This is a genomic window from Pseudomonas sp. FP2338 (assembly GCF_030687515.1).
Classification (GTDB): Bacteria; Pseudomonadota; Gammaproteobacteria; order Pseudomonadales; family Pseudomonadaceae; genus Aquipseudomonas; species Aquipseudomonas salomonii.
This window is the reverse complement of record NZ_CP117436.1, coordinates 251,112-264,259: the sequence shown is the minus strand read 5'-3', so window position 1 is coordinate 264,259 and position 13,148 is coordinate 251,112. Positions and strand designations below refer to the sequence as shown.

The 13,148-nt window shown below is 61.1% G+C and carries 13 protein-coding genes; 4 read left to right on the top strand and 9 right to left on the bottom strand.

Annotated elements, in window-relative coordinates; genetic code table 11:
• Positions 1-262: 262 nt before the first annotated feature.
• Together PSH96_RS01085 and PSH96_RS01080 are read left to right on the top strand one after the other, a co-directional pair.
• The gene (locus PSH96_RS01085; RefSeq protein WP_305457015.1) at positions 263-1,849 is read left to right on the top strand and encodes an ABC transporter permease; all 1,587 of its coding nucleotides are present in this window, start codon (positions 263-265) and stop codon (positions 1,847-1,849) included.
• Positions 1,846-2,661 carry an ABC transporter ATP-binding protein gene (locus PSH96_RS01080; RefSeq protein ID WP_305457013.1) on the top strand — a complete coding sequence of 272 codons (816 nt, stop codon included), beginning with the start codon at positions 1,846-1,848 and terminating at the stop codon, positions 2,659-2,661. The genes PSH96_RS01085 and PSH96_RS01080 overlap by 4 nt, the downstream gene beginning before the upstream one ends.
• Here the strand turns inward: PSH96_RS01080 and PSH96_RS01075 are convergent.
• On the bottom strand, positions 2,648-3,718 hold the full coding sequence (locus PSH96_RS01075) for a fatty acid desaturase (protein WP_305457011.1): 1,071 nt from the start codon (positions 3,716-3,718) through the stop codon (positions 2,648-2,650). The genes PSH96_RS01080 and PSH96_RS01075 overlap by 14 nt on opposite strands.
• Positions 3,719-3,819: 101 nt before the next feature.
• Here PSH96_RS01075 and PSH96_RS01070 point away from each other — a divergent pair, with 101 nt between their 5' ends.
• Positions 3,820-4,824 carry an AraC family transcriptional regulator gene (locus PSH96_RS01070; protein ID WP_058422574.1) on the top strand — a complete coding sequence of 335 codons (1,005 nt, stop codon included), beginning with the start codon at positions 3,820-3,822 and terminating at the stop codon, positions 4,822-4,824.
• Between the two features lie 84 nt (positions 4,825-4,908).
• Here the strand turns inward: PSH96_RS01070 and PSH96_RS01065 are convergent, their stop codons facing one another.
• Both PSH96_RS01065 and PSH96_RS01060 read right to left on the bottom strand, forming a co-directional pair.
• Positions 4,909-5,268: a response regulator gene (locus PSH96_RS01065; RefSeq protein ID WP_305457010.1), complete on the bottom strand. Its 360-nt coding sequence runs from the start codon at positions 5,266-5,268 to the stop codon at positions 4,909-4,911.
• A 38-nt stretch (positions 5,269-5,306) separates the two neighbouring features.
• Positions 5,307-5,993, bottom strand: coding sequence for a Crp/Fnr family transcriptional regulator (locus PSH96_RS01060; RefSeq protein WP_305457009.1), 687 nt, complete (start codon positions 5,991-5,993; stop codon positions 5,307-5,309).
• Between the two features lie 83 nt (positions 5,994-6,076).
• Here PSH96_RS01060 and PSH96_RS01055 point away from each other — a divergent pair, with 83 nt between their 5' ends.
• Entirely contained in the window at positions 6,077-6,604 is a 528-nt protein-coding gene (locus tag PSH96_RS01055) for a DUF962 domain-containing protein (protein WP_305457007.1), read from the top strand.
• 122 nt (positions 6,605-6,726) lie between these two features.
• Here PSH96_RS01055 and PSH96_RS01050 read toward each other — a convergent pair whose 3' ends face one another.
• The 6 genes from PSH96_RS01050 to dibA all read right to left on the bottom strand — a co-directional run bounded on the left by PSH96_RS01050 (position 6,727) and on the right by dibA (position 13,140).
• A complete protein-coding gene (locus PSH96_RS01050; protein WP_305457005.1) occupies positions 6,727-7,707 on the bottom strand; it encodes a sulfate/molybdate ABC transporter ATP-binding protein in 981 nt (326 codons plus the stop codon).
• Positions 7,708-7,710: 3 nt separating this feature from the next.
• Positions 7,711-8,583, bottom strand: a complete 873-nt coding sequence (cysW, locus tag PSH96_RS01045) for a sulfate ABC transporter permease subunit CysW (protein ID WP_056858137.1) — start codon at positions 8,581-8,583, stop codon at positions 7,711-7,713.
• A gap of 13 nt (positions 8,584-8,596) precedes the next feature.
• A complete protein-coding gene (gene cysT, locus PSH96_RS01040; RefSeq protein WP_056858136.1) occupies positions 8,597-9,415 on the bottom strand; it encodes a sulfate ABC transporter permease subunit CysT in 819 nt (272 codons plus the stop codon).
• A 243-nt stretch (positions 9,416-9,658) separates the two neighbouring features.
• The gene (locus tag PSH96_RS01035) at positions 9,659-10,669 is read right to left on the bottom strand and encodes a sulfate ABC transporter substrate-binding protein (protein WP_305457002.1); all 1,011 of its coding nucleotides are present in this window, start codon (positions 10,667-10,669) and stop codon (positions 9,659-9,661) included.
• A 75-nt stretch (positions 10,670-10,744) separates the two neighbouring features.
• Positions 10,745-10,927, bottom strand: a complete 183-nt coding sequence (gene oscA / locus PSH96_RS01030; protein WP_003170956.1) for a sulfur starvation response protein OscA — start codon at positions 10,925-10,927, stop codon at positions 10,745-10,747.
• 299 nt (positions 10,928-11,226) lie between these two features.
• A complete protein-coding gene (gene dibA, locus PSH96_RS01025) occupies positions 11,227-13,140 on the bottom strand; it encodes a phosphodiesterase DibA (RefSeq protein WP_305457000.1) in 1,914 nt (637 codons plus the stop codon).
• Positions 13,141-13,148: the final 8 nt, after the last annotated feature.

Sequence of the window (13,148 nt, the reverse complement as noted above, 5' to 3'; positions counted from 1 at the left end):
GGCGACGGTCGCCTGGGGAGCAGAAAGTAGGCATAGCCCGAGCAAAACTTTAAATACTATAAATTCACAATTTAATAGCTTTTTGGACTATGCAAGCGGAAACGCTGGCTCCAGCGGCGTATGCATAAACAGCATCGAAAATATTCTTCGAATGCATTGGATGCGTGCCGGGCAGAGGCTTTAAATGATTTTTCTTATCTCACAATCATCTTGATTCCATTTTTATAAGATCGAAATCACATAACACCGAGGGAGGTCCGCCATGGCCCGTACTTCACAGTTGAGCCTGCCTCTTTCAGCCTCCATGCCGCGCTGGCCCTTGCTCGGTGAGCGTCTGCTGCCCTGGCTGTTGCCGCTGGCACTGTTCGGGCTGTGGTGGTTGGCCAGCCGTCATCAGTGGATGAGCGAACAAATTTTGCCCGCACCTTCACTGGTGTGGAGCAGCGCCGTGGAACTGGCCGGTGGCGAGTTATGGAGCAACCTGGCGATCAGCTTGCAGCGTTTGTTCTGGGGGCTGCTGGCCGGCATCGGCGCCGGGGCGCTATTGGGTGCGCTATTGGGTTTCAGCGCCCGCGCCGAACGCCTGGTGTTCCCCACCTTCAGCGCACTGTCGCAAGTGCCGACCCTGGCCTGGATCCCGTTGTTCATGGTGTTTTTCGGCATCGGCGAAACCTTGAAGCTGGTGGTGCTGGTGAAAGCGATTGTGGTGCCCGTTACCTTGCACACACTGGTCGGCGTGCGAGACGCGCAACCCAACCTGCGTGAAGCCGCCCGTGTGCTGCGCCTGCCCACCCATCTGCTGATTCGTCGGCTGATCCTGCCCGCTGCATTGCCGGCCTTCATGGCCGGTGTGCGCCTGGCGCTGGCGGCGGGCTGGACCTCGTTGCTGGCCGTGGAGCTGCTGGCGTCCAGCGAAGGCATCGGCTACTTGATGGTCTGGGCACGCCAGTTGTTCATGCTCGATATCGTCTTCGTGTGCATCGTGGTCATCGGCGTGTTGGGCGTGGTGATGGATCGCGGCATCGGCTGGCTGGACCGCAAGTGGGTGCACTGGCCGCACCCGGCCACCGCGCAGATTCGGCGCGGCCCGCGTTATGAGGGGTGGCAACGCCTGCAACCGTGGTTGTTGCCGCTGCTGTTGTTGGCGTTGTGGCAGGTGACGACGGATCAGGCTTGGGTGGACCCCAATATTCTGGTCAGCCCATGGGCCGTGCTGCAAACCACCGGCGCGGGTGTGCTGGATGGCAGCCTGTCCGGCGCCTTGGGCAAAAGCCTCGGCCGCACGCTGGGTGGCTTGCTGCTCGGCGGCAGCCTGGGGTTTGCCATGGGCTTGTGGCTGGGTTTGTCGCGACGCAGCGAGCGAGTGCTCGGGCCGACCCTGGCCGCACTGCGCCAGATCGCAATTTTCGCCTGGGTGCCATTACTCACCGCCTGGTTCGGCCTGGGTGAATTGGCCAAGTGGGTGTTTATCGCCCTGGCGGCGTTTTTTCCGCTGTTTATCGCGACCCAACGCAGCGTGTTGAACCTGTCGCCACAGCTGCGCGAAGCCGCGCAAGTACTGCGCCTGAACCTGTTCCAGCGCCTGCGCCGCCTGGTACTGCCGGGCGCGGCGGCGGGGATCTTCGCCGGCCTGCGCCTGAGCCTGATCTATGCCTGGTTGGGCACCATTGGCGCGGAATATTTCATGCCGTCCAATGGCGGTATCGGCAGCCTGATGATCGGCGCCCAACAGTTGCTGCGCATGGACCTGATCATGGGCGGCATGCTGCTGGTCGGCCTCACCGGCGCCACGCTCAACTTTATCGGCCAACGCATCGAAACCCGCGCCACGCGCTGGAGACACGCATGAACGCACCAATCGTCAGCTTCAACCATGTGGGCAAGACCTTTGACGTCGACGGCTTTGAGCTGGAGGCGATTCGCGAATTCAACCTGGACATTGCCGAAGGCGAGTTCGTCGCGATTGTGGGTTCCAGCGGCTGCGGAAAATCCACCCTGCTGCGCCTGCTGGTGGGGCTGGACACGCAGTTTCGTGGCGAGATCCGGGTGGATGGCAACGCCGTAAAGGGCATTGGCGGCGAGCGGGGCATCGTGTTCCAGGAGCATCGTTTGTTCCCCTGGCTGACGGTCGCAGAAAACATCGGCCTGGGCCTGGTCAACGAGCCGTTGAGCGAGGCCGAGCGCAACCGGCGCATCGGTGACTTTATCGAATTGGTGGGCCTTACCGACTTTACCCGCGCTTACCCGCATCAGCTGTCCGGCGGCATGGCGCAGCGTGTGGCTATCGCCCGTGGTCTGGTGGCCAGCCCGCGCATTCTGTTGCTCGACGAGCCGTTCGGCGCCCTTGATGCGCTGACCCGTCAGCAGATGCAGGACGAGCTATTGGCCATTCGCGCCCGCGCCAGAATCACCACGGTGCTGGTGACCCACGATGTGGAAGAAGCGATTTTCCTCGCTGACCGCGTGGTGGTGATGGAGCCGCGACCCGGGCGGATCAAGCAGGTGGTGGACATCGCCCTGCCCCATCCGCGCCAGCGCAGCAGCTTCGAGTTCCACCAACTGCGCGAAGAGCTGCTGCATGAGCTGATCAGCGACGACCACTATCAGCCGCCGCTGCGCGAACAGATTCGCGACCTGCCGCTGGCGTTTATTGCTTGCTGAACGCCAATTCGGCGTCCGTCCGTTCCTGGCGCTCCAGCCGATTGGCGCGGGCGAACGTGCCGATATCATTGAAGCGCACGCCCATCTCGCGCATCACCTGGTGGGCGACCTTGGCGGTCATCTGACGGATGTAGAACGGCTCCTTCACTACAAAATGGTGGATGCCGTGAGTGCTGCCAAAGTTGAAGCAGAACGCCTGCAACGGCCACATCCACCACGGGTTGAGCACCTGGGTTTGCTGGATCACGTTGCCCAGTTCCACATCGCCGTAATAGTGCATGTTGGAGCTGACAAAATGCAGGCAAAAAGTGCGCAGCACGTTAGGGCCGATGATCACCACGGCGGCGATATCAATCACCTGCATCATCTGCAAGGTACCGGCGGACCACTGGATTGGCGCACCCATCAAGCTGGCGATGCCATTGGCGGCATGGAAGCCCAGGAACACATACCACGCGCCCCAATGCAGCAGCGCCAGCGGTGCGTAGACCAGCAGCGAGCGTTTGAGGATCTTGAGTTTGTGACGCCAGGTTTTGGCCCGCAGCATGCGGATAAACGCCGACATCACGTTATCGCCCACCATCAGCAACCGCGCGAACCCCCAAGGCTCGCCATTGGTGATGGCGCGTTCTTCCATATCGGTTTCGGTGCCGGACACCTTGTGGTGGTTAAGGTGCAAGTGCCGACGAATCCACGGGTTGATGGTGCTCGGCCGCGCCAGCCACACCAGGCCCATCATCAGGTTGTGCGGTACGCGTTGCTTGCGAAAATACATGCTGTGGATCAGGTCGTGTTCCAGCTCGTGGGTCAGCGAAGCGAGGAAGGCATTGAGCAGCAGGCACGCCCACCACGCCATATGGCCGGTGATATAGAGCGCCGCCGAGCCGAGCATGCCGAGCAAGGCAAAGGCCAGAATGCCCGCGCCCAACGCGTCCTGATGCAATAGCCAGGGGTGCTGTTGGCGCAACCGCACGCCTTCGGCGAGCACCACTTCGCGGATTTTTGCCGAGCGCTGTTGCGCGTTCATCTGTTGGGGACTTGCAGAAGTACCGTCCATGCTCCCATCCTCTTGTTAAGTGATTCGTCCATCCTGCCCCACGCGATCGGGCAGGACGCTAGCCCCGGACGCCAACCTGTTGACCGCAAGCGCCAATCACCATGACTGAACCCACCTCCCTCGCCAGTTGGACCCGCGCCCTGCGCAAGCAGCTCGACGCCCTGAACCTGGACAGCGCCGCGCTGTGCATCGAGGCCGGGCTCGACCCGCAACAGATGGACGACCCCAATGCGCGTTACCCGCTGTCGGCCACCACGCGCCTGTGGGCGCTGGCGGTGCAGGCCAGTGGCGACCCGGCGATCGGCTTGCGCGTGTCGCGGTTTGTGAGCCCGACCACCTTTCATGCGCTGGGTTATGCACTGGTGGCCAGCGGCAGCTTGCGTGAGGTGTTCGAGCGCATCGTGCGGTATCACCAGGTGGTCAGCGATGCGCTGACGCTGGAGCTTAGCGGAGATGGCGAACGTTACCGCTTTCGCCTGCTGCAACCTGCGGACAGTCCGGCACCCGCGCCGGAAGCGATTGATGCGTTTGCAGCGATCTATGTGCGCACCTGCCGTAATCGCCTGGGTCGTGACTACGCGCCGTTGGCGGTGTACCTGCGGCGGCCGGAACCGGCGGATCCAAAACCCTGGCACACGGTATTTCGCGCACCGGTGTTTTTCGCTGCCGAGGAAGACCGTCTTGAATTTTCCGCCCAGGACTTTGACAGCCACCTGGACGACGCCAACCCCGAGTTGGCCGAGCACAATGAAACCGTGCTCAAGCGCACCCTTGCCCAACTGCAACCGCTGACTTGGGAGCGCAAGGTGCGCGCGGCCATCGAGGCACAACTGCCCGAGGGTGAGCCGAGCGCCGAGCGCATCGCCCAGGCCTTGCACCTGAGCCTGCGCAGCTTGCAGCGGCATCTGGCGGATGAAGGCTGTCGGTTTGATGCATTGCTCAACGAGTGCCGCGAGAACCTGGCACTGCTGCACTTGCGCGATCCGCACTGCTCATTGGCCGAGATCAGTTATTTGCTTGGGTTTGCCGATACCAGCAGTTTCAGCCGAGCGTTCAAGCGCTGGACGGGCATGACGCCGGGGCAGTTTCGCGATGGGTTGCGCTAGGTCGGGCCTCATCGCAGGCAAGCCAGCTCCCACATGGGAATGCATTCCAACTGTGGGAGCTGGCTTGCCTGCGATAGCGGTGGCTCAGCGACCACGCCGCAAGAGTTTTTTCACCCGCGCCACCAGCACTTTGTCTTCAAACGGCTTGAGCAAATAATCATCCTCATGCAGTTCCAGCCCACGCAAGCGGTCTTCAATCCCGCCCGGCGTGGTCAGGAACAACATCGGCGTCTCACCCTTCAACCGAATCGCCTGCTGCAACTTCCAGGCATTGAGCCCCGGCAGCATCACATCCAGGATCACCAGGTCGTACTCAGTGCTTTCAACCAGGCGCAACGCCGCCATGCCATTGGCCGCGACTTCGACGCTGTAACTGGCCTCGTTCAAGCCCTGGGCCATCCGCTGTGCCTCTTCGGATTCATGTTCCACTAACAGCACACGCATAACACACCTCGATTAATCAGGTTTGCAGGCTAACACCCTCAGGTGTGCGCCGCCTCACGCAGTCGCCGGGCATCGAGGATTTCGATCTCGCCGTAGCCCAGGCGCACGATACCTTGGGCCTGCAGGTCTTTGAGCAAGGCGTTGGTGGTCTGGCGTGACAGGCTCAACATGGCGGCCAGGTCTTCCTGGGGCAGTTGCAGCACGCTTTTTGAAGACTCGGCCTCGCCGTAACCCTCGACGATCATCAACAACCGATGCGCCAGGCGCACCGAGGCCGGCATCAGGCTCAGTTGCTCGATGTTGATAAAACTCAGGCGCAGCTTCTGGCTCATCAACAACGCCAGATCACGCCAGTACTGCGGGTGTTCATTGAGGATATTCAGCAGCGCCTGTTGCGGCACCTGCAACAACGTGCACGACCCGACGGCGCAGGCGTCGTGGGTACGCGGCAGGCCATCGAACAGGCAAATTTCACCCAGCCAAAAGGGTGATTCCGCCAGGCTCAACAGCGCTTCCTTGCCATGCTCATTCACCGCGCTGATGCGCAAGGCGCCGTCGAGCACCGCGTACAGGCCACAGGGCGGGTCGCCACGCTTGAACAGGTATTGCCCCGCCGCCAGCTGCCGCTGCCGGGCGTGGGCCAGCAGGCTATGCTGAAAAGGCGCAGGCAGGTGGCTGAACCAGTGACCGGTGGCCAAGCGAGTACGCCATTTCTCTGTGTCCATGAGCACTCCGAAGATTGTCGCCCAGCTGACAGTCAATCCCAGGCTGGCAGGGCATGATCAAGCATCCTACAGGAGGAACAACAATGAAAAGCCTCGTCGACCACCTCAGCCAATACGCCGCCTACCACCGCGACCCGCGCAATATCGCCAGCCACTTTATCGGCATCCCGTTGATCGTCGTCGCCGTGGCGGTGCTGTTGTCGCGCCCCGAATGGGCCGTCGGCAGCCTGTGGATATCTCCGGCGGTGGTACTCGCGTTGTTGTCGGCGTGGTTTTACCTGCGCCTGGAACTGGCGCTGGGCGTGCTGATGACGGTGTTGATGGGCTTGTCAGTGTGGGCCGGGCATGCGCTGGCGGCGCAGAGCACACTGGTGTGGCTGAGCAGCGGCATCAGCCTGTTTGTGGTGGGTTGGGTGATTCAGTTTGTCGGGCACTATTACGAAGGCAGGAAGCCGGCGTTTGTGGACGATGTGTCGGGGCTGATTGTGGGGCCGTTGTTTGTGGTGGCGGAGTTGGCGTTTTTGCTGGGGTTGCGGCATGGCCTTAAAGAGCAGATTGAGGCGCGGTCCGGCCCGGTAGAACGCCGCGATCTAAAGCCGAGCAAGGTCTGAATGTGGGAGCTGGCTTGCCTGCGATACAGGCACCTCGGTGTGTCAGTCACACCGCAGTGATGCTATCGCAGGCAAGCCAGCTCCCACACAAGCCCGCTCCCACATGGGGTTTTGCAGTGTTTTCAGGCTTTTTGCCAGACCTTGGGCTTGAAGAACAAGGTTTCGCCACGCGCCAAACCCGTCAGGCTGTCGTGGTCTTTGACCACTTCGGCCTCGATCAGCTCGCTTTGGCCTTCGACCTTCAGCGTTACCCGTGTGGTGGCGCCGAGCGGGCGAATATCACGCACTTGCGCCGCGTGGTGGTCTTCCAGCTCATGGCGTGACAGCGACACTTCGTGCGGGCGGAACAGCACGTGCTTGTCTTCGCCCACGTGCAGGCGGTTGGAATCGCCCAGGAAGTGATAGACAAAATCGCTGGCCGGGTTTTCGTAGACTTCGCCCGGTGAGCCGATCTGCTCGATCACGCCCTTGTTCATCACCACGATGCGGTCGGCGACTTCCATGGCCTCTTCCTGGTCGTGGGTCACGAACACGGAGGTGAGGTTGATGTCTTCGTGCAGGCGCGCCAGCCAGCGGCGCAGCTCTTTACGCACCTTGGCGTCGAGGGCGCCGAAGGGTTCGTCCAGCAACAGCACTTTGGGCTCCACCGCCAGGGCGCGCGCCAGGGCAATACGTTGGCGCTGACCACCGGAGAGTTGTTCCGGGTAGCGATCCGACAGCCAATCGAGCTGCACCATGTTCAGCAATTCATGCACTTTGACCGCGATCTGGCTTTCGCTCGGGCGCTGGTTTTTCTGCTTCATGCGCAGGCCGAAGGCAACGTTGTCGAACACGGTCATGTGGCGGAACAACGCGTAGTGCTGGAACACAAAGCCGACGTTGCGATCACGCACGTCGTGGCCGGACACGTCTTCACCATGGAACACGATGCTGCCGGCGTCCGGGGTTTCCAGGCCGGCGATGATGCGCAGCAAGGTGGTCTTGCCGCAGCCGGACGGGCCCAGCAACGCCACCAGCTCGCCACTCTGGATGTCCAGATTGATGCTGTTCAGGGCCTTGAAGGCGTTGAAGTTCTTGCTGACATTACGGACTTCGATCGACATGACTTATTCCTCACCGGCGCTGTTGCGCAGGCGGTTGATACGGTTCTCGCTCCACTGCTTGAGCAGCAGGATAAAGAGCGCCAGGATCAGCAACAGGCTCGCGACGGCAAACGCGGCGACATGGTTGTATTCGTTGTAGAGGATCTCGACGTGCAGCGGCAAGGTGTTGGTCACGCCGCGAATGTGGCCGGACACCACCGACACCGCGCCGAACTCACCCATCGCCCGCGCGGTACACAGCACCACGCCGTAGATCAGGCCCCACTTGATGTTCGGCACGGTCACGTGCCAGAACATTTGCCAGCCGTTGGCGCCCAACAGGCGTGCGGCTTCTTCTTCCTGGGTGCCCTGCTCCTGCATCAGCGGGATCAGTTCACGGGCCACGAACGGCACCGTCACGAAGATGGTCGCCAGCACAATGCCCGGCAGGGCAAACACGATCTGGATGTCATGGTCTTGCAGCCACGGGCCGAAGAAGCCCTGAGCGCCGAACATCAGCACATAGACCAGGCCCGCGATCACCGGCGACACCGAGAACGGCAGGTCGATCAGCGTGACCAGAATGCTCTTGCCACGGAACGAGTACTTGCTCACACACCACGCGGCGCTGACGCCAAACACCAGGTTGAGCGGCACCGAAATCACCACGGCGATCACCGTGAGCTTGAGTGCCGACAGCGCGTCCGGCTCAAGGATCGCCGCGAAGAACGCGCCGAGGCCGTTCTTCAAGCCCTGGGACACCACGATAAACAGCGGCAGCAGCAGGAACAGCGCGAACACCAGCCAGCCAAGTGTGATCAGGATGCGCCGCGACACCGCGCTGCCACGACGGGCAGCGTTGGCCGAGGACGCGGCGGAAATAGACGATTGGGACATGTTCCGCGCCTCCTTATGGGGTTTCGATGCGCCGCTGCAGCAAATTGATCAGCAGCAGCAGGACGAAGGAAACCACCAGCATCATCACGCCGATGGCGGTGGCGCCGGTGTAGTCGTATTGGTCGAGCTTGACCATGATCAGCAACGGCAGAATCTCGGTTTTCATCGGCATGTTGCCGGCGATGAAGATCACCGAACCGTACTCACCCACGCCACGGGCGAAGGCCAGCGCGAAGCCGGTCAGCCAGGCGGGCAGCAATGCGGGTACGAGGATGTAGCGGAACACCTGCAAGGGTTTGGCGCCCAGGCACGCGGCGGCTTCTTCGATTTCACGCGGGATATCGGCCAGCACCGGCTGCACCGTGCGCACCACGAAGGGCAAGGTGACGAAGGTCAGTGCGAGGGTGATGCCGAGTGGGGTGTAGGCGATTTTAAAGCCCAGGTCGGTTGCGAACTGCCCGACCAGACCGGCCGGAGCGTATAGCGCAGTGAGCGCGATACCGGCCACGGCGGTGGGCAGGGCAAACGGCAAGTCGATCATTGCATCGATGATCTTGCGGCCGGGGAAGGTGTAACGCACCAGCACCCAGGCCAGCAGTGTGCCGATCACGCCGTTGATGATCGCCGCGACGAACGCGGTGCCAAAGCTCAGTTTTAACGCCGCCAGCACCCGCGGTGCGGTAATGATGGCCCAGAACTGATCCCAAGTGAGTTGAGCGGCATGTACAAACATCGCCGCCAGGGGGATGAGTACGATCAGGCTGAGGTACACCACGGTGTAGCCCAGCGTCAGCCCGAAGCCGGGTATGACGGGGGAAATACGACGCGACATAAGAGTCCTTGGTTAAAGGGTAAACACCGCTGTAGGAGCACGCCACATCGGCAAAGGTGACCTACTGTGGCAAGGGAGCTTGCTCCCGCTGGGCTGCGAAGCAGCCCCAAAACCATCCGCCGAAATGCATCAGATGCAACGCGGACACCGGCTTGGGAGCGCTTCGCACTCCAACGGGAGCAAGCTCCCTCGCCACAGTAGGAGCCTTGCCACTGAAAACGGGCTCCTACAGTTTAATTTGGCTTACTGCGCCGTGTAGATCTGGTCGAACACGCCACCGTCGTTGAAGAATTTCGGTTGGGCAGTTTTCCAGCCGCCGAAGTCTTTGTCGATAGTCACCAGGTCCAGTTTCGGGAACTGCTGGGCGTATTTGGCGGCAACTTTTGCATCGCGTGGGCGGTAGAAGTTTTTCGCCGCAATCTCCTGGCCAGCCGTGCTGTACAGGTGCTTGAGGTATTCGGTGGCTATCTCGGTATTGCCCTTTTTCTCGGCGTTTTTGTCGACCACAGCCACTGGCGGCTCCGCGAGGATCGACAGGGACGGCACGACGATATCGAACTTGTCAGCACCGCCGTCTTCTTTGAGTGCCAGGAACGCCTCGTTTTCCCAGGCCAGCAACACATCACCCTGACCGTTGTTGACGAAGGTGATGGTCGAACCTCGAGCGCCGGTGTCGAGGATCGGCACGTGCTTGAACAGTTCTTTTACGTATTCCTGGGCCTTGGCTTCGCTGCCACCGGATTTGAGGCCGTAGGCCCACGCGGCGAGGAAGTTCCAGCGCGCACCGCCGGAGGTTTTCGGGTTAGGCGTGATGACGGAAACGTCTTTTTTGATCAGGTCGCCCCAGTCCTTGATGCCTTTAGGGTTGCCCTTGCGCACCAGGAACACGATGGTCGAGGTGTACGGGGTGCTCGCATCCGGCAGGCGGGTTTGCCAGTTTTCCGGCAGGGTCTTGCCCAGTTTGGCGATTTCATCGATGTCGCCGGCCAGGGCCAGGGTCACTACGTCGGCGCGCAGGCCGTCGATCACCGCACGGCCTTGCTTGCCCGAGCCACCGTGGGATTGCTGGATCTTGACGTTGTCGCCAGGGTGGGACTGTTTCCAGTAGCTGGTGAACTCAGCGTTGTAGTCCTGGTACAGCTCACGGGTCGGGTCATACGAGACGTTGAGCAACTCGTAGTCCTTGGCAACGGCGGAACCGGCAAACACGGCGCTGGCCAGTGCAGCCAGGGCATAACGGCGAATCGACGACATAGAAGCTCCTGAAAATTCTTGGGTGTTGGCTTTTTCTTATAGTTGCGGGTCTAGCATGCGAATCGCCGTCGGTGCTTAGCTCGGTTTGTTACCGGGGTTCTGCAAACGGAATTTTTCCTTGCGTTCGATCTGTACCACTTGGGCGTTATGCACAGTGATTTCCACCGCGCCAAACCGCAGGTCGCGCAAGGCGCTCTGGATCTCACGCAAAATGGCTGCTTCGTCCTGGCCGTCGACGCTACGTAGAGATGCGCTCATGGTCTCGCTCCTGAAATAAAGAGTGCCTGGCAGTGGCGGCACTGCTTGCGGCGTGAGGGCGATAGTAGATAAGCGCGGATATTCTTAAAAATACTATTTAAGAATGTTTATATAACCAGAAAGAATTTTCTGACAGGACGTGGGGTTGCGTGGGTTTTGGCCTGGAAAATACTGCTACCCAGGCACCGCTGAACCCTGTGGGAGCCGGGCTTGCCCGCGATGACGGTGTGTCAGGCACTGATGTTTCGACTGATACTGCCTCATCGCGGGCAAGCCCGGCTCCCACATTGGCCTGTATTTCAAGTCCTGGTGGTCGGTGACCTGGCCCAATCCATTTCTTGCGCCGGCACCGGCCGGCCAAACCAATACCCTTGGCCCAAATCACACTCCTGCTCCAACAAAAACCGCGCCTGCTCCACCTGCTCAATGCCTTCAGCGTGCACCTGCATGCCCATGCTTTTGGCCAAGGCGATCACCACGCGCACAATTGCCGCGTCGTCCTCATCCCACGGCAGCCCGGCGACAAAACCCTGGTCGATCTTGAGCTTCTGCACCGGCAGGCGCTTGAGGCGCAGCAGTGACGAATAACCGGTGCCAAAGTCATCGATGGCCAGGCGCAAGCCCAGCTCGCGCAGGCGGTGCAGTTGTTCAAGGGCCACTTCCGGGTCTTCCATCACCGCGCTTTCGGTGACTTCGAGTTCCAGATAAGCAGGATCCAGGCCGGTGGTGTGCAGCACCTGGGCGACTTGCTCATACAGCTCACGCCGGGCAAACAAACGGCTGGAGACGTTCACCGCAATAAAGCTCAACGGCGCGCCATCGGCCAGCCATTGGCCCATCTGACGGCAGGCCTGGTCCATCACCCAGGCATCGATATCGGCAATCAGCCCGGTGCGCTCGGCAATCGGGATAAATTCGCCCGGCGACACCAGGCCGCGCTCCGGGTGCTGCCAGCGCACCAGGGCTTCGACGCCGACCAGGCGGCGGTCTTGCAGGTCGTGCACGGGCTGGTAGTACACGCGCAGCTCTTGCTGATCGAGGGCACGGCGCAGCTCGCTGGCGATTTCCACGCGGTGCTGGGCGTGGGCGGTCAGCTCTTCGGTGTACAGCGCATAACCTTCACGGCCGGCGCTCTTGGCTTTGAACAGTGCGGAGTCGGCATTGCGCAGCAGTTGTTCGGCGCTCAGGGCATCACTGGGAAACAGGCTGATGCCGATGCTGGCGCTGATAAACAACTGGTTGCCGTCGAACACAAACGGCTCTTTCATCGCGTCGAGCATGCGCTGCGCCAGCGCGGCAGCCTGCACCACCTGTGGACAACTTTCGGCCAGCACGGCGAACTCATCGCCGCCGAGGCGCGCCAGGGTCACGCCGGGGCCGAACAGGCCCTTTAGCCGCTCGCCGACGGCTTTGAGCAACTGGTCGCCGACGTTATGGCCGAGGCTGTCGTTGATGATCTTGAAGTGGTCCAGGTCCATCAACAGCAGCGCGCAGCCGCGTTTGTGCACTTGCGCCGAGGCCAGCGCCTGCTCGGCGCGGTCGGTGAACAGCAGGCGGTTGGGCAGGTCGGTGAGCGGGTCGTGGTGGGCCAGGTGCGCCAGTTCGTGCTCGGAGTCCTTGATGGCGCTGATGTCGGAAAACACCGCGACGTAATGGCTGACCTGGCCTTGGTCATTGTGGATAACCCGGATGGTTTGCCACTGTGGATAAATCTCACCGCTTTTGCGACGGTTCCAGATTTCCCCACTCCATTCGCCTGTGCGCTCCAGGGTCTGGAACACCTGTTGATAAAAATTCGACGAATGGCGCCCGGACTTGAACAGGCTCGGCCGTTCGCCCATTACGTCCTCACGGCTGTAACCGGTGATCTCCATGAACGCCCGGTTCACATGCACGATCAGCCCCTGGGCGTCAGTGACCAGCACGCCTTCACGGGTGCAATCGAACACGGCGGCGGCCTGTTGCAGGCGTTCGTGGTTTTCTTTCAAGGGTTGCTGCAGCCGGTGGGTGCGGGCAAAACGGGCACAGATCAGGTAAATGACCCACGCGCTGAGGGCCACCCACACATAGCCGCGTACCTGCAACCAACGCCCTAACTGCCACGGGTCATCGAGAAAGTTGATCAATAGCTGGTTGCTGAGCTGGAGCCACACTATGGAAACCAGCAGGTATACCAACCCCACACGCAGGGCACCTCGGTACGAAAACAGCATATGGTCAG

What these genes read in the sequence shown, in the direction of transcription:
- PSH96_RS01055 (WP_305457007.1), top strand. Translation starts at nt 6,077, where the DNA reads ATGAAAAGCCTCGTCGACCACCTCAGCCAATACGCCGCCTACCACCGC.
- PSH96_RS01080 (WP_305457013.1), top strand. Translation starts at nt 1,846, where the DNA reads ATGAACGCACCAATCGTCAGCTTCAACCATGTGGGCAAGACCTTTGAC.
- oscA (WP_003170956.1), bottom strand. Translation starts at nt 10,927, where the DNA reads ATGAGCGCATCTCTACGTAGCGTCGACGGCCAGGACGAAGCAGCCATT.
- PSH96_RS01070 (WP_058422574.1), top strand. Translation starts at nt 3,820, where the DNA reads ATGACTGAACCCACCTCCCTCGCCAGTTGGACCCGCGCCCTGCGCAAG.
- PSH96_RS01085 (WP_305457015.1), top strand. Translation starts at nt 263, where the DNA reads ATGGCCCGTACTTCACAGTTGAGCCTGCCTCTTTCAGCCTCCATGCCG.
- cysW (WP_056858137.1), bottom strand. Translation starts at nt 8,583, where the DNA reads ATGTCCCAATCGTCTATTTCCGCCGCGTCCTCGGCCAACGCTGCCCGT.
- PSH96_RS01065 (WP_305457010.1), bottom strand. Translation starts at nt 5,268, where the DNA reads ATGCGTGTGCTGTTAGTGGAACATGAATCCGAAGAGGCACAGCGGATG.
- PSH96_RS01035 (WP_305457002.1), bottom strand. Translation starts at nt 10,669, where the DNA reads ATGTCGTCGATTCGCCGTTATGCCCTGGCTGCACTGGCCAGCGCCGTG.
- PSH96_RS01050 (WP_305457005.1), bottom strand. Translation starts at nt 7,707, where the DNA reads ATGTCGATCGAAGTCCGTAATGTCAGCAAGAACTTCAACGCCTTCAAG.
- cysT (WP_056858136.1), bottom strand. Translation starts at nt 9,415, where the DNA reads ATGTCGCGTCGTATTTCCCCCGTCATACCCGGCTTCGGGCTGACGCTG.
- dibA (WP_305457000.1), bottom strand. Translation starts at nt 13,140, where the DNA reads ATGCTGTTTTCGTACCGAGGTGCCCTGCGTGTGGGGTTGGTATACCTG.
- PSH96_RS01075 (WP_305457011.1), bottom strand. Translation starts at nt 3,718, where the DNA reads ATGGACGGTACTTCTGCAAGTCCCCAACAGATGAACGCGCAACAGCGC.
- PSH96_RS01060 (WP_305457009.1), bottom strand. Translation starts at nt 5,993, where the DNA reads ATGGACACAGAGAAATGGCGTACTCGCTTGGCCACCGGTCACTGGTTC.